The sequence below is a fragment of the Sphingomonas sp. G-3-2-10 genome, from assembly GCF_012927115.1.
Classification (GTDB): domain Bacteria; phylum Pseudomonadota; class Alphaproteobacteria; order Sphingomonadales; family Sphingomonadaceae; genus Sphingomonas.
This window is the reverse complement of the sequence record NZ_JABBFY010000001.1, coordinates 94158-109727: the sequence shown is the minus strand read 5'-3', so window position 1 is coordinate 109727 and position 15570 is coordinate 94158. Positions and strand designations below refer to the sequence as shown.

Sequence of the window (15570 nt, the reverse complement as noted above, 5' to 3'; positions counted from 1 at the left end):
GTAAATACGGCATGACCGTTTCCGATCCCAACCGCGCAGCATTCGTCACCAACGAATACCGATATGCCACGCCAACACCGGCTTATGCGGTGAAGGCGCGAAACCCATCATCCCGCGACATCACTATCGAAACCCAGATCGACGCGGCCAGCGCTGCCGCGATTGCATCCAAGTACCTCGCGGAGAACTCGCTTCCCCGCGCTTTCGAGTTTGAGATTGCGGACATCTTGACCCCGGACGACTTCGTTGGCGGGCCTCCCTCCTTCATCCTGGAAGGGCTTGGCGCACTTAGCGATGGACGTACCCTCAAAATCGTCAGCGCGTCCGTGAATGAGACGGCAGGCACCACGCTTGTGCAGGTGCGCGGATGACCGCTTTATTCGTCCAGCCCAAGCCCTTCACAGTCGTCGGATCGAGCGCATCAGTCGCACCCGCGTCCAACCTGAACCAAGATCGGCCGGGACTGGTCTGGCGCACCAACGGCCTGTCGGGGATCTACTCCACCGTGCAGCTTGACGGCTCCGCGTGGGACACGGTTGCTCTCGTCAACAGCAACCTCCGCGCCACCGACACCATCCAGATCAGGGCCGGTGCAAGCGCAGCAGCGGTTGCTGGTACGTCTGGCCTCGCCCTCAACCAGACCATCAGCGCTTACTCAGGCACCACGCCAGCAAGCGGCAACGCAATTTCGATCTATCAGCTTCCCACGCCGATCACCTCACCCTTCGTCCGCATCGACATCACCTCCACCGGCAACCCGGCTGGCTATGTTCAGGCGCAACGCCTCGTCATCGGATCGCGCATCGAAGCCGCTGGCCTCGATTTGGATACGGACTGGGGCCTTGAGGACGACGCCAGCGAGGATGGCGGATTCGTCGACGCCGATCTGTACGGGACCAGAGTTTCGATAAAACCGCGTGTGTGGGGACTGTCCGAGGCTGACTATTGGACGAAGTGGTTCCCGATGCTCAGGGCAATCGGCAAGCGCAAGGCCATCCTCTGCATCCCTGACACCGATCCGGCATACCTCCAAAATCAGGCCATCTTTGGCCGTGTCACCAGCAGCGCCAAGGCCACCTACGGCTCAAGCGACATGATGCTGGTCGAACTGGCGATGCTCAGCACCAGCTAAGGCATGGTAAGTAGAGGATGGCCAAGAACATCCTCTTTGAAGTCTCGCCGCTCAACGGCTCCACCCCAATCACCCTTCGCATGGCATCGGATTCTCCCGATGCTTCAGGCACGCTCATCAATGGGTATGAGTGGTCGCCGCTCATCATAGACCGAAGCGCGCGGCCTATGTCTCTGTCTGAGGACGGCATCCTAACTGACTTCCAGAACGACTACGGTACGATCAGCTTCCTGCTTCACACCGAATTCGGGAACGCAGCATGGGCTGGGTATGAGTGGAACGGCGCGCTTGGTCGCCTGTTCGTCGGCGATCTCGGCGACCCGTTCTCCTCCTACAAGCAGACGTTCGAAGGCAGCGTCTCCGACCTAGAACTTGATAGCGGTCGGGCCACCCTGACCTTGCTCGGACCAGAAGCTGCACTCGACAAACCGCTTCTCACCGCGACCTACGCGGGCACCGGTGGTGTGGAAGGGCCGACCGGCATGAAGGGCGCGCTCAAACCACGCGCGGACGGCAACTGCAATTGCATCGATCCGGTCCTGATCGATTCGGCAAAATGGATTTATCAGGTCCACGGCTACGGCCCTGTCGCGTCAATCACCCCCTACGAGTTCGGGCAGGCTCTCGACAACGCAAAGAAGAAGCCAGATAGCGCCAGCTACGCCGCGCTCGCGGCTCTGACCCTTCTGCCTGGCGAATGGGGCACCTGCCTCGCCGAAGGCTTGTTCCGTCTAGGCGGAACCCCCGCAAAGAAGGTCAGTGCCGATCTCACGTTCAGCGGCTCCCAGACTGTCGCAACTGCGCTTCCCCAGCTGCTCGCCGTCGCGGGCGTACCCGGCGCGAAGATCGGATCGTTCGCGGCCTTCTCGAGCGTTGGCTGGAACAACTATCAGACTACCCAGATCACGGTTCGTGAAATCGCCAAGGCTGCCCTGCGTCACGCTGGCGGCTACCTCGTCGCCAATAGCGCTGGGGTCTGGACATGCGGCGACTTCTTCGCCCCCAAGACACCGGTGACGGTTGATGCGAAGGGCTCGTCGGCGCTCGCGATACGAAACGTCAAATCACCGAAAGCTGCTCTGCCAATCTGGAACATGAGCGTCGGTTACAACCGATGCTGGAACGTCCACAGCGCGAGCGACGTAAGCCCCGCCATTGCGGAAATCAGCGATGCGGCTGGCGCGGCAAAGGCCGCTGCCGATGCTGCGCACGCCAGCGCCGATGCGGCAGCAGCGACCGCCAATGCCCAGAAAACCCGCCTCGATTCGATGGTCAGCGACAGCGTCCTCGACCGAAGCGAGAAGGCCCAAGTCATCCTTGAGGTTCAGCGCCTCACCGCAGCGAAAGCAGGATTGAACAGTCAGGCAACCGGCCTCGGCATCACGACCGAGAACACAGCCTACAACTCGGCCTTCTCGACTTGGAACAGCTACATCGCTGGCCTCACGCCCGCCTACACGGATACGACACAGGACACGCCGGGTATCGTTCGTTCGAACTGGAACACGATCTGGGGCAACCTCTACACCGCCGAAGATGCACTTCGCAGGAAGATCGCTGATATAGCGGCTACCAAGGCCAACTTCACCAGTATCTCGGGCCTTCCCACACCGATCGCTGGTGTGACTAACTCCACCGTCATCGACAACAGCAGCATCACTATCACAGGCGGCGGTCAGCTCAGCACCGGCGCTGGAACGCTCTCGCCTGTCATCAGCAACGGCGCGATCACGGTCAACGTCTCGACCGGCGTGATGAACGGCATCGGCACTTCCGGCGTCGTCGTGGACAACTCGCGACAGCTATTCACCCAGATCACTGACCGACCGCTGACGCTTACCGCGCTCGACAACGCGGCGGGCACGAAACTCGCCACGGTTGCCGTTGGCGCGACCTCCGACATCGCGTTGACTGCGCACCCTGCCGCCACAACCGTTGTCATCACCGGCAACAAGGTGAGCCGAACTGGCGGCGCAGGCACCTACGCGGCTGGCACGTTCTATTCAAAACTCGCTCAAACGGCATCTTTCGTTCTCGAATGGACACCCAACGCGGCTGGTCAGGGCGTCATCGCCGGGATGGGGATCGCTGCCACTCAGGTGCTCCCGGATGGCATCCTCTCGAACCTCGATTATTCGTTCTTTGCGGGCTATTCGAACGGCTACGTCATTCGCAAAAACGGCAGCAATCTGGGCATCTCCGGGACTTACACACCCGGCGACATCTTCCGCATGGCTTATGATGGCGGCGAGATCGTCTTCAAGATCAATGACACGACGATCTACACCGCGACCGGCGTAGCCCCGAACCAATCCTTCTACGCGATTGGCTCCGTCACAGATGCGCCTGGAACGCTTGAGGGGATCAAGTGGTCCGCGAACACGGACCGCTCTTGGGACAACATGCGCGGCGCAACGAAGCCCGCTCCATCAGCGGGAACGAACCTCACTCTGGTGGCCGCTGGTTCGAACGCAGCAACCCTGAACTTCCCCGGCAACATGGTCGTGAAGTCCGGCGCGGCCTACTACTCGTGGGCGTTCTCCCGGGAGAGCTACACCGACGCTTGCACCCTTTCATGCTCAGGCAATTGGAATGGCTCTACTTTCCCCGGCAGCACGGTCATCGGCCTCAGCACCAATCACCCGTCGACGTTCAATCCGGCTGGCTCCAACGTCTATTCACAAGTCCTGTTCGGCTGGCTCATCAGTGGGACCGGGTACGGCTTCTGGATTGGTGGTGGCAACGCGGCATCGTGGAGCGGCACCGCGACTGGCAGCGAGCAGCTGGAACTTCGCTACGATGGCACTCAGTTCCAGTGGGTCATCAACGGCACAGTCGTCTATACCTACACCCATCCGGCCTACGTGCAGCCAAACCTCCGCATGTACCTCGTTTGTGATGTTGCCAATCAAGGTGGTGGCGCGAAGGACATTCTGTTCAGCGGATCGACGGTCAAGCCGAAGTCCGGTTCGACGCTTTTCAGCAGCACGAACACGACGCTCACCGATGGTGGGATCATCACCAATCTCGGCATCGCGGCGGGCTTCACTGGTCAGACCGATTGGGCGACTTACACCGGCATCAACACCTCAAACATGGCGGGCCGTGTTCAGTTTCTAAGCGCTGGTGGCAATCTCGACACGCTGAGCCGCGTGACCAATCGCAGGTTGACCCTTCTCCTTCGCGATGACGGTTCAACCGCGTTGACCGAGGCAGCGGCGATCACATCGCTCGGCAACGCAGCCGGGATCGCCGGTCAGGCCGCAACAGCGACCAGTTCAGATTTCTCGGTCATCACTGGCGCGACGAAGCCAGCCGCGAACGCAACCAAGAACATCATTACGACAGGCTCTTCCGCTCCCTCGTCGCCCGTAGATGGCGACTTGTGGAACGACACCAGCACGAACCCGGCGACTGTTAAGCTACGTGTCTCTGGCGCGTGGGTAGTCGCGTCAAATCTCGTCTCCAACACAAATCAGATCACCGATGGTGCGGGCCTCGGCAGTACCGCCGTATGGACCAGCGTTAGCAGCCGGCCGACCAACTTGGCTGGCCTCGATAGCACGGCAAATACGAAGCTGAGCGGCATTCAGCCGAACGCGGACGTGACCGCCAACAGCCAGCATCAGATCGTTGCGGCGAACGCCACCATCGACTTCGCCGCGGATTATCAGAACACGCTCCTGAGCGGGCAAATCAGCAAGACAGTCGCGGTCAAACGCTTCCTCGGCACCACCGATTATTCGAGCAGCACGACATGGGCGACCTCTGCAACCTCGGGCATCACCTGTTCGATCAGCAGCGCGGGCATCCTGTCCTTCACGGCTGTCGCGAACGGCACGGTCACTGTCACCGGCACATACAATAGTGTTGCGATGCAGGTTGCGATCACCGTGACCCGCACGCTGGGGGCACCGCCGGCTGGTGGTGGTTCGGGCGCAACGAGCGCGTCGACGACCGCCATTGGCGCGGCCACATCGTCCTCCTACACGACCGGCGTTTCCAACACGCTGACAGTCGCTGCTGGATCGAGCGGGACAATCGCTCTCACTACGACGCTCGACTTCTACATCAGCGGCTCAACCAGCTTTTCGCAGTCGCAGGGCTGTCTGGGCAAATGGCAATGGCGCGCGGTCAGTGGTTCATGGGCCGATGTGGGAACGGAGGTCGCGTCCTCATGGGATGCCTACATGCCCTCGCAGTCGCAGTACGAACTGCCCACATTCGATTCTGACTCCCAGCCCACCAGCGGGCACATCGACGTAGGACAGTCCAAGAGCGGCCTGACGAGCGGAACCTCTTACGAATTCCGATTCGTCTGGCGTCTCTCCGGTGGTGGTCCAACGATCTACGGTTCGGGCAACTTCTACGCGGCCCAGAGCTAAGTATGGCAATGGAGCATTGGGCAGTCACCGACAAGCAGACCGGCGAGCGCGCCTTCGTCATGGTCGATGCTGGATCGCACCCGTCGAACCACGGCTATGACGCGGCAACTCATCGCTTTGTGCGTTTGGATCGCGAGCCGACTCAGTGCGACAAGTTCGACGGCAAGAAGCTGCGCCGCTGCGCTGAAACTGCCGCTCGCATTGAGCGCCAATCCCAACTGAACCGCGTCACCCGCGCCGATCTGCTCGACCGCATCGAGCGTCTGGAAGCGATCATGCGCGCAAACGGGCTGATGCCCGAGGAGTAAATCACCATGCAAACGAACTTCGATTCCCTCGTCTCGGCTCGCTCGGCCATCATCTCCTTCGCTATGAACCACGCCTCCGCGCTCGATGAAGCGGTGCGCGATAGCTTCCTCGACTTGGCAGGCCAGCCATCACCGGTCGATCAGGTCGTGAAGGTCGCAGAACTGCTCTACGCCAACGCTGCGAGCCTCACCGATGAAGGGCGCGATCTTGTCGGCTCTCTCGCCAGCTATGCCAGCGAGAACTTCTGGCACGGGATGCAGGTGGATGGTCGCGGCAACCGCATCGCCCTGGCAATGCGCCGTCAGAATGGGGAGACCCCACCTGAGGGCAGCAGCTTTCCCGATCCTGAGACAGATCCCGCTCCCCTCCCTGCATACGCCCCTGCCTCGCCCGAAGCGTAACGGGCGCCCGACGCACCCGCAGGCCCCTGCTTGAGCATCTACGGGTAAATATGGGCATGTTATCCGCCCTCTGGCGCTGGCTCTGCCGGTGCGTTTCCCCAGCCCCAAAGCCCATGCCGATCGAGGAGTTCATTGCAGCTTTCGAGGAGGAGACGCGCGAGCAGTTGAAGGAGGTCGACGCGATCTATTCCAACGTCATCGACCTGTTGCCCGAAATCGAGAAGCGAAAGCGCTAACCCAACCGCGTTGCCTGTTCCGCGTTTGTTCCGTATGCTCATGCGACTCGGTGGGGCGTTCGTTCGCCTCTCCGAGACCACCTTCAACCCCCGCCCGCGAGACCAGCGATGGACTACCAAGCCCCTGCGATCATTAGCCAAGCCATCCTCGAATCAGCCGGTTGGGCGCGTGTCGCTCTGACCGTTCCCGACGAGAACATGCGGCTCCGCGCCGCCGATGAGATGGCGCAGACGATCATCGACCGGCTGGAGAATCCGCCGCCTGTGCAGGACGAACGGCAGCACGCTCTCGCCCTTTGAGGCACTTCCAGTCAGTGAGATCAAATGCCTGAGCCGAAAATAGGTCTGTCGGAATGGACTGTCAGCGACCCGGAGAAGATGGGCGCGTATAGTGTCATCTTCCCGGTGATGCTGGACGTGCTGCAAAGCTACCATCCTGAAACACCGATCACCGCCGATGACATCGTGGATTTCTGCGCCCTGATGATCGCCAGTCTCCATGAGCATGACTCCCACATCACCTCGCCGAAGCATCGGCGAATGGCAACCGAGACGGCAGCTGCTTTCGTGACGCGTTGGTACAAGTCGCTGCGCGATCAGCGCGAGGCCGGCGGTGAAGGAGCGCCCAGCTTCCTTGATGAAATTATGGCTGCTGACGAAACCGAACGGGCAAAACGGAAGGCGCACTGATCAAGCCGTGGAGCCGCGAGACCTTTTTAGGTTAGGCTTGGCGACCAACCCGTTGGTGGGCGTCAACCATAATTGCACTCTGGCTGCTGACATAACCTGCCGCTGCGTAAGCAGCTCGCAAACCTCCGAGTCGGCGGGCGATGTAATTGCTTGATGGCATGCTCGGCACAGAATCTATGAGCTTTTTTGAGAGGTATCCGTGAGCAGCGAGAAGGCGCCGAAGGAACGCCACAAGTTCCAGATCGGAAAGCGGCATGCCTGATTTCGTCAGATGCTTTGTCGCTCGGCGAGAGCGCGTCTCACCGTCTTGAGAGGCTCGTCGCCGGAGCGCGGCGGCGTCCCATTGGGCTCGCGGCGTTGTCTCAAAACCGGCCAGACCAAAGGCTTCAATAAGACTGCCGAACCGGCGAACGTACAATCTGCGTCCCGGAGCCAGCGTATCCTCATCTATCGCGGCTCCGGATAGAAAGCCGCGTTCGAAATGTATGCGACGCAGTATCCCTAACAGATCCTCGTCTGTGTAAACGCGGCCCATCGCGTCAGCCTTTCTTCGCGAAGGCATCTGGAAGCCAACGGAGTTAAAAGCTGCTTCCAGACCTCCGTATCGCCTCGCAATCACCTCGGGCGCGGGCAGGTAGGAGCAAGCGCGGATGGCGTGCGATGACAGGAAACCACTCTCTTCCAAAAGCCGCGAGAGGCCCTCTGACAATTGCTCGTCAGAGTAGTAAACTCTTGTCGTCGCACCCAACCTGCGGGATGCGGCCTCAAATAATTCGACCGGCACGATAGGTTCCAGCATTTCGACCTGAACCACATCGCTCGGCGAACTCGGTACGCGGTCACCCAGGTTATTGTAGCGGCGACCGAATACATACTGACCGATGTAAAGCTGGTTGGTCAGCACGTGGCGAACCGAATTGTGCGACCAAGGGCGACCGCTCAGATGCGCGACCCGCCGCACATTCAGGTAATCGGCAATCTCACCGAGCCGCATCCTCTTCTCGGCCATCATCCTGAAAATGCGGCGGACGGTGGCGACTTCGCCTGCCGGGCCTCGCACATAAACGACCTTGTCACACACGAGCGCTTTGCGTTCGCCGGGTGCCAAGATCATCCGCGCCTTCCCGGCCCTGTCGACGACCTGACGCCGCAAGCCAAGCGGCGCGCTTCCACCCTGCTTAAATCCGAGGCGGGCCTGTTGCCTCTGGGCGCGCGAGACTTTGACGGACAGTTCACGACTGTACTCGGCCGCCATAACCCGCTTCATGTGCTTCAAGATGGATGCAACCGGGCCCCCGTCATTCTCGAACTGCTCGTTGCAATAGCGGACCTGAACGCCAGCCTCGCGGCACATGTACTCATAGTGGGCAGATTGGTCCGTGTCCTGAAACCGGCCCCAGCGACCCACATCGAGTACGAGTATGGCGCGGAATTGCGGCTTTCCCAGCACGTCGCCAAGCAAACGCTTCAACGCGTTCCGACCACGAAGCGTGAGACCACTCTTCCCGGAGTCCTCATAGGTCGCGACAATCTCGAATCCTCGCTCGGCAGCGTAAACCGCAATGGCTGCTCGCTGATTATCGAGCGAGTATCGCTGATGCTCGGTAGACATACGAATGTACTGAGCCGCCGGAATCAACTTGCTGCGAACTGGAACGATCTGCACGCGATTCTCCGGGATGTTGCACAAAAGGGCGCAATGCCCTGAGGTTTGAAGAACGTGGTAGTGCGCTGGCATCAAACATCGCCGTGCATCGCAACGGCGATCCACGCGGCTATTGCATCTCGAAACCGAAGAAAGAGAGAACGGCGATGACGGTATCGGCGACAAGCCTAACGGGTGCAGCAGGAGAGCACTTCGTGATGAGCGAATTGTTGCGCCGTGGCTTCATCGCGGCGCTCGCCCCGGCTGGCGTTCCTAACTGCGACATCGTCGTCACTGACGACATTGGCGACCGACTCTGCGCGGTCCAGGTGAAGACCCGGAACAGCACCGGCAAGGACGGCGGGTGGCACATGGGCAAGAAGCACGAGAGCCTGACAGCCCCTACTCTGTTCTACTGCTTCGTGGACTTCGCGATGGGGAAGGATACCGGCCCATTCACTTACGTCGTTCCCGCCGCCGTCGTCGCGACCGCACTGGCCGAGTGCCACCAAGCGTGGCTGGATCAGCCGGGTAAGAAGGGCCAGCAGCGCAAGGATGGCGACATGCGGCGCTTCCTTCCCGATTACGGCTACCTCGAAATAGGGAAGTACGAAGCCGGATGGCTCGAACCGTATCGGGAGGCGTGGCACCATTTGGAGAAGTCAGCCGCTGGGTGAACCCCGATTAATCCTTCGGGATGCAACCGGCTGTTTCAGCTATCTTCCGCATCTCCTCCCCGCGACCACCGATGGTGGTGCGGACCTCACTCAAATACGCCTCCATGATCTTCGCGCATTCCTGTTCGTGCGCGGTTGGCGCCGGGTTCAGCTTCGCGATGGTGCCACGCAGTTGCTTGGTCTCGGTTTCGAGCGCCGCGATGCGACCACCCATCGTCGCCCAAGACGCTCCCCACCCAGCGGCAGCCGCGAGCAAACCGATGATGACGCTGGTGGTCGTGACGATCTTGTGAACCGGATGCTCGCCCTGTTCTGCCATCCATTCCCCCTCTTGGCCGATTGTCACGGACGCTACCGCGCACTGTCGGCGGGAGCAAATGCCGTGGCTCAACCGCAACACCTGACCGGCTCTTTCACCCCTCCGACAAAATCGCATTGAGTGTCACGAACCTGTCACGAATCGCCGCCATTGGCCGCCCCGCGCTTTCGGGCGTTAAGAAGGCGGTGGACTGGGACGCGGGCTTCACGCTCAAATCCTCGGGGTTCGATTCCCCAGCACTTCTCCAAGCATAGCGACCACGGCATTTCGCCGATGTCTTGTCCCTCACCGGGAGGTCGCGTTTGGAGAAGAAGAAGATGACGGCCAATCTCACAATTTCGTATCTCAACACGCGCTACAAGGCGGCGCATACCGGCGCGGTCCAGAGCGAGCGCGACAAGATCACCGTGCTAGTCGAGGGGCTCGCCTTCATCGAAACCAATGGCGGTTTCGAAGACACCACGGTCAAGCAGCTGATCTCGGATGCTGGGATCAAATCCGACCTTAGCGACCGCTTCGGAAACGTCGCCCAGCTTATCACCGGAACGAACATCTCGGCCATCAGCAACAAGCCTGATAAGGTGAAGGCGCGTAACGACATTCGTGTCGCGGCGCAGTTCATGGGTGGCCTCCACGAAGCGCAGAAGAACGGCGCGCTGACCGAGACTACGACCCTCGACATCGTTGAGTGGGTGCTGGCGAATGGTGGTCGGACTGGTGTTGCCAGCAAGTTCGACATCAAGGCTAAGAAGGCCGAGCCTGCGGAAATCTCGGTGGACGTTGAGCCATACCGCAAAGCCGTCGCCAACAATGGAATCGCGATCCCGCTCGCCGGAACCGAATTGAACGCGGCGGTGCCGACGTTCGGGATTCACATGCGCGATGAAAACCAGTTGCGTCTGGTGCCTGTCGAGTTGCCGCCGTCTGTCTGGAAAATGGTCGCTGCGTACCTGCCAGAGCCTGACGCCAACGCCACCGCCGATGCGCGACTTTGGGGAGCGATCACGCAGGCTTGCCAGCTTGTCGAGCGCGGCGACAGCGAGTTGCCGCTGATGCGGAATGAAGAACGGCGCGAGGGCGAATTGAAAGCGCCTCGTCGGCCTATCATTCGGATCAGTGACGGGCTGCTCAGCATCGCGTCGTCTCGTGTCGAGACTGGCATTGTCATCGAGGTCGAGCCTGACGCTGCCGTGGCTGGACGGATGGCGCAGGGTAACTGGCACATCAACGGTGCGGGGACCAACACCCTCACCGACAAGCTGCTCGATCCTACCGTTCGCGGGGCCATCCTGCGCGTAAGCGAGAGCAATGGCCGGCTCCTGTTTGAGACCGGCAAATCGTCGCCGGTAAAGGACTTTGGCGTGTCGATCCTGCCCATGTCTGCGTTCGGCAACACTCAGCCGCAGTGGACGCTCAGGGTCCGCAAGTTCGATGACCACGCCTTTTCTTCTCTGCTTGGCAACGCTGCGGTCCACCCCGACTTCGTGAAGTTCGCGAGCAAGGCATCTGGCAGCAAGCATCCGGTTAAACTCACCATCACAAAGGGCAAGCTGGCGGCGAAGCTGGGGAAGAGTGACGAGGTAAAGGTCGATGGCCTTTCGGGTAACGGCGACGCTTCGGTCAGCGTTGCGGCCTCGGACTTCGCTCAGGTCATCGGGATGGTGGCGCAGTTGCCGATCCAGAATGTCGGCCTTTCCATCGACAGCGACGGGTTGGTCCTGATCTGCGCGACCACCACGTTCGGGCAGTTCAGCTTTTTCGTTCCGATTCTCATCGAAAGCGTGAGGTCGCCCGCGTTGTTCGAGAAAGTCCGTAAGCCCGAGACCGTCGCGGTCGAGGAAGAACAGGACGCGCAGGTCGAATTGACCGCCTGACCCCTCTCCCCGGCGCGGCTTCCGCGCCGGGGACCATGCCAAGGATCACATCATGGAACGTCAGTCTTTCACTGGCGCGGAGCACTATGGCCGCGCCGTCTACCTCTACGCGGGACAGTCGAACACGACCCGCCTCTCAAGAATGAAGGTCGCGGCTTCGCGCCTTCCGGCATGGATGAGCAGTCCGTCCGATCTGGACTTCCTCGACGCGGGCTCACCTCTCTTCAACACAGACCGCGCGCTCTACTCGGTCGGCCAAAATCTGCACGGTACGCTCTCACCCGGCATGTTCGACAAGGGCCGCCCCGGCGTCACGATCACCGGCGACAGCGGGGGTTTCCAATTCATCGGCGACCCATCGAAGTGGCATGGAAACGTCACCCGCGCATGGGTTCTGGACGCGCTGGAGCGCTTCACCGACGAGGCGATGACGCTGGACATTCCGACCGGCGCAATCGCCCCCGGATCGCCCTGGCCAGACTTTGACACGGCGCTAGGCTGCACAGTCGATAGCCTCCGCTTCTTCGACGCGCGGCGCTCGACTGATCTTCGCTTCCTGAACGTATTGCAGGGCCGGGACGCGAAGGAAGCGGACAGGTGGTACGAAGCGGTGAAGTGGTTTCCGGCTGGCGGCTGGGCCTTTGGCGGCGTCATGCGGGAGGACTTCCGGCACATCATCAAGATGCTCGTCCGTATGCACGACGAGAAGCTGCTAGGGCCTGACCGAAACCGGGTTCACGTCCTCGGCATGGCTGATCTTCCCGCCGCCGTCCTGCTCACCGCGATCCAGCGGGGTATGCGGGCAAGGCTCAGCGACCCCGACTTCCTCATTACCTTCGATGTGAGTTCGCCGTCGATGATGGCGGGCAATCGGCAAGCCTATGGATACCCCCGCTTCTCGCCCCGCGAATTCGGCATGTCCTATCCGAAGCCACCCACGGTCGTTCGACCCGGTTACGGGTCGGCGCTCTGGCCCGTCAAAAGCAGCGCGATCGGCAACGTGATGCGGATGGAGGACTTGCTTGTCCCGAAGCCGGGATCGGTGGCTCAGAGCGCTTGGGACGGACTTTCGGAGGCGATGATCGTCAACCACAACGTCCACTCGCTCCTGTCGGGGATCGAGCAGGCTAACCGGGTTCTGGAACTGCATCCTGACGATGCGAGGCAGCTGGCCCCGGATAGCTTGGTGGAATGCTATCACGCGCTGATTACCGCGTGCCGCCATGCCCACCCGGAGTCTTATCTAAGACACCATGCGGCTCGTTTTGCCGCCCTATGAGCCCCGCCAGGCATTCGGGGCACTAGGACCGCACCGCGTTCATCGTACCCGCCGTTGAACCCTTCGCGGGCGTCAGCGGCAGGGTTGCGGGTCGGGCCGCTTTCCCTCGGCGCAGCCGCCTTTCTATCTCAAGTTCAGGGAGGAGCGGCGGCGACTGGCCGTGCGCAGCACGACTATCTGGCGAAGCCACCCAGAACCCGAAGTGCGCAGCACCTGACCAGAGCTGTTTCAACGAACGAGCACCGAGCGAAGCGAAGGCGCGGAGTTCGCGTGAAACCGCGAAGGTCGGTGGAGTGGTGATGTATTATCTGGGTCTTATGTGAAACATCTTATCTATAGATAAGATGGCTCTTATAAAATCCAAGTAAGCCATCAGCGCTCCGCCCTTATACTCTTATGGGTCTTATAAAATCTGGCACATGAATAATGACGCCAGATCAGCCAGAGCTTATAGTGAACTGGTAGCGGGGGAAGGAGGAAAACCCCGCTACACCGTTTGAAGCCCTGAACGGGCACTCCCCGATAAATAGATCGACGCAGGTACGATGCAGCGTTCAGGATTCATCCGTTCTCCTTGATCCGAGAGCGGCGAGCCTCGGGAGTAGTCGTACCCTCCCGAGGCTCTTTTTATCGAGGTACGACACATGACCGACATTACTATCCCTACCCCGCGCACCCTAGTCGCAAACGAATCCTTTCACTCGCTCTTGGTGGAGAAACTCTTCGTCAATGGAGTCCAGCTGGCGAAGCCATACGCTTATGACATTGATGCCGGTTGGGCGGACGCTTTCGTTGAAGACCCTACGGGAATGGAAGCACTTTCCATCCAGCGCTTCCACGGCAAGGTCGTAGTAAAGTGGAATGAGCGACAGTTCGTAGCTGACCACTACAACCTCTTCACCTCGCCTGTTGAACTCGAATGCCCGTCATGCTCCATCGGGCGGCTATTCACAGTGGTTGCGGCGGTGATGGCGGGCCTCTGGATCGCTCAGGCACTCATCCGTTGGTCCGTAGGTGCGTGATGACCAAGCGCACCGACCTAAACCCAGACGTACTGGAAGTCCTTTGGGACCAGTATTGCAGGGCCATCAAATACCAGCGCGTCAACAACGACATCACCGTCCAGATGACGTTCGATGAGTTCCTAGGCCTCTGGTCGAGGAGCCGCATCGGCACCATCACAAGCAAGCTGGCAATCGGCCAGAAGACCCTAGCTGCGTACCTGACCGGTCCATTCCGTCCGGTGTGCAGCTGGGTCTGCCGCGAGGCGATGGTTCGCGGTGGCACGATGACGGCTCAGGATGCCAAAATCCGCACCGCCGACGAGAGCCGGAAGCTGTTCCGCTTTCAGGCTGGGGACCAACACTCGCCAGCATCGAAAGCGCGGATCGGCGCGAGCAAGGCCGGGAAGAAGCAAACGCCTGAGCAGATCGCGAAGCGTACCGCTGCTCGCGTTGCGACGATGGCAGCTAAGCGCGCCGAACGCATGGGAGGTGCAGCATGACCTCAGCCATTTTCAGCGTCTGTCTGAGCATAGTCGCGCTACTGCTCTCCGCTGCCGTCGGCTTCGCGAACCGACAATTGCGTCACAAATGTATCGATCTGGGTTCTGAAAACGCTCAACTTCGCATTGACCTAGAAGCTGCACGCCTAGCGCTGCCAGCTACAGGAATGACGACATTCGAATATCGCATCGAAGACCTCTCGCAGATGCGTTGGATTGGTGAATGGCTGGAGGCCAATCCCGCCGCGCGGTCGGATGAGTGGTTCTTCGACAAGTGGGAGGCCGAAATCAGAGGCTATCTCGGGCATGGGAAGATCAGCACAACCGACAAAAAGACAGCGATGCACTGGAAGCTGACGTTCGGAGGTGCGGCATGACGGACCCCAAACCAATCGTCGTCTCGCTGTTCGATGAGAGCGGCAACATGGGCCGTCCGTGGGCCATCAACGGCAGCGCGGTCCACTGCTTCGACATTCAGAACGATGGCCGGGTTGAGACATTCCCGAGCGGCGGGACGATCACCTATCACCCGGCCGATCTCACAGATCCCGTCTACCTCAAGAGCGTCGTCAATCACCGGCCTGCTATCGTGTTCGGCTTCCCGCCCTGCACGGACTTGGCGTTAAGCGGGAGCCGCCACTTTGCAGCGAAGCGCGCCGCCGATCCTGATTTCCAGATCAACGCGGTGAAGCTGGCCCGAACGGTCGAACAGGTCGGCAATGAGGCCGGTTGCCCTTGGTTCGCAGAGAACCCCAAGTCCCGGTTGAGCAGCCTGTGGCGCAAGCCCGACTACACCTTCGATCCCTCGGACTTCGGTGGCTACCTGCCAGACGATGACGTGCATCCCCGCTGGCCCGAATACATCGCGCCGCGCGATGCCTACCCGAAAGAGACATGGCTTTGGACGGGCAACGGGTTTCGCCTGCCGCCACGCAAGCCTGTGACGCTTCCGGCGGGCTACAGCGTCCAGTTCAAGAAGCTGGGCGGGAAGTCGGAAAAGACAAAGCAGATCAGGTCAGAAACTCCACGCGGCTTCGCTCAGGCGGTGTTCGAACTCTACGGCCAGGCACAGGCCGCGAACGATTACGACTGGCTGGATTGGGGGAAGGCAGCATAGCC

The 15570-nt window shown here is 60.5% G+C and carries 17 protein-coding genes; 15 read left to right on the top strand and 2 right to left on the bottom strand.

Annotated features, from left to right (window positions below; all coding sequences use genetic code 11):
* Positions 1-11: 11 nt before the first annotated feature.
* The 8 genes from HHL13_RS00605 to HHL13_RS00575 all read left to right on the top strand — a co-directional run bounded on the left by HHL13_RS00605 (position 12) and on the right by HHL13_RS00575 (position 7153).
* Positions 12-371: a hypothetical protein gene (locus HHL13_RS00605; protein WP_169553853.1), complete on the top strand. Its 360-nt coding sequence runs from the start codon at positions 12-14 to the stop codon at positions 369-371.
* On the top strand, positions 368-1132 hold the full coding sequence (locus tag HHL13_RS00600; protein WP_169553852.1) for a hypothetical protein: 765 nt from the start codon (positions 368-370) through the stop codon (positions 1130-1132). Before HHL13_RS00605 ends, HHL13_RS00600 begins: the two co-directional genes overlap by 4 nt.
* Before the next feature lie 17 nt (positions 1133-1149).
* A complete protein-coding gene (locus HHL13_RS00595) occupies positions 1150-5517 on the top strand; it encodes a hypothetical protein (protein ID WP_169553851.1) in 4368 nt (1455 codons plus the stop codon).
* A 2-nt stretch (positions 5518-5519) separates the two neighbouring features.
* Positions 5520-5825: a hypothetical protein gene (locus HHL13_RS00590; RefSeq protein ID WP_169553850.1), complete on the top strand. Its 306-nt coding sequence runs from the start codon at positions 5520-5522 to the stop codon at positions 5823-5825.
* Positions 5826-5831: 6 nt separating this feature from the next.
* Positions 5832-6227, top strand: coding sequence for a hypothetical protein (locus HHL13_RS00585; RefSeq protein WP_169553849.1), 396 nt, complete (start codon positions 5832-5834; stop codon positions 6225-6227).
* Between the two features lie 113 nt (positions 6228-6340).
* On the top strand, positions 6341-6463 hold the full coding sequence (locus HHL13_RS22680; protein ID WP_277346979.1) for a hypothetical protein: 123 nt from the start codon (positions 6341-6343) through the stop codon (positions 6461-6463).
* A gap of 108 nt (positions 6464-6571) precedes the next feature.
* Positions 6572-6763 carry a DUF6771 family protein gene (locus HHL13_RS00580; RefSeq protein WP_169553848.1) on the top strand — a complete coding sequence of 64 codons (192 nt, stop codon included), beginning with the start codon at positions 6572-6574 and terminating at the stop codon, positions 6761-6763.
* Between the two features lie 24 nt (positions 6764-6787).
* A complete protein-coding gene (locus HHL13_RS00575) occupies positions 6788-7153 on the top strand; it encodes a hypothetical protein (protein WP_169553847.1) in 366 nt (121 codons plus the stop codon).
* A gap of 31 nt (positions 7154-7184) precedes the next feature.
* Here the strand turns inward: HHL13_RS00575 and HHL13_RS00570 are convergent, their stop codons facing one another.
* Positions 7185-8819, bottom strand: coding sequence for a recombinase family protein (locus tag HHL13_RS00570; RefSeq protein WP_169553846.1), 1635 nt, complete (start codon positions 8817-8819; stop codon positions 7185-7187).
* 83 nt (positions 8820-8902) lie between these two features.
* On the opposite strand from HHL13_RS00570, the gene HHL13_RS00565 reads away from it, so the two are divergent.
* Positions 8903-9475, top strand: coding sequence for a hypothetical protein (locus HHL13_RS00565; protein ID WP_346775450.1), 573 nt, complete (start codon positions 8903-8905; stop codon positions 9473-9475).
* Between the two features lie 7 nt (positions 9476-9482).
* Here the strand turns inward: HHL13_RS00565 and HHL13_RS00560 are convergent, their stop codons facing one another.
* Positions 9483-9794 carry a hypothetical protein gene (locus tag HHL13_RS00560; RefSeq protein WP_169553845.1) on the bottom strand — a complete coding sequence of 104 codons (312 nt, stop codon included), beginning with the start codon at positions 9792-9794 and terminating at the stop codon, positions 9483-9485.
* A 302-nt stretch (positions 9795-10096) separates the two neighbouring features.
* Here HHL13_RS00560 and HHL13_RS00555 point away from each other — a divergent pair, with 302 nt between their 5' ends.
* From HHL13_RS00555 to HHL13_RS00530, 6 genes are all read left to right on the top strand, one after another.
* Positions 10097-11668 carry a hypothetical protein gene (locus HHL13_RS00555; RefSeq protein ID WP_169553844.1) on the top strand — a complete coding sequence of 524 codons (1572 nt, stop codon included), beginning with the start codon at positions 10097-10099 and terminating at the stop codon, positions 11666-11668.
* Positions 11669-11720: 52 nt separating this feature from the next.
* Positions 11721-12947: a hypothetical protein gene (locus tag HHL13_RS00550; protein WP_169553843.1), complete on the top strand. Its 1227-nt coding sequence runs from the start codon at positions 11721-11723 to the stop codon at positions 12945-12947.
* Positions 12948-13591: 644 nt separating this feature from the next.
* A complete protein-coding gene (locus HHL13_RS00545) occupies positions 13592-13969 on the top strand; it encodes a hypothetical protein (RefSeq protein ID WP_169553842.1) in 378 nt (125 codons plus the stop codon).
* A complete protein-coding gene (locus HHL13_RS00540; protein WP_169553841.1) occupies positions 13969-14451 on the top strand; it encodes a hypothetical protein in 483 nt (160 codons plus the stop codon). The genes HHL13_RS00545 and HHL13_RS00540 overlap by 1 nt, the downstream gene beginning before the upstream one ends.
* Positions 14448-14828: a hypothetical protein gene (locus tag HHL13_RS00535; protein ID WP_169553840.1), complete on the top strand. Its 381-nt coding sequence runs from the start codon at positions 14448-14450 to the stop codon at positions 14826-14828. Before HHL13_RS00540 ends, HHL13_RS00535 begins: the two co-directional genes overlap by 4 nt.
* Positions 14825-15568: a hypothetical protein gene (locus HHL13_RS00530; RefSeq protein ID WP_206376807.1), complete on the top strand. Its 744-nt coding sequence runs from the start codon at positions 14825-14827 to the stop codon at positions 15566-15568. The genes HHL13_RS00535 and HHL13_RS00530 overlap by 4 nt, the downstream gene beginning before the upstream one ends.
* Positions 15569-15570: the final 2 nt, after the last annotated feature.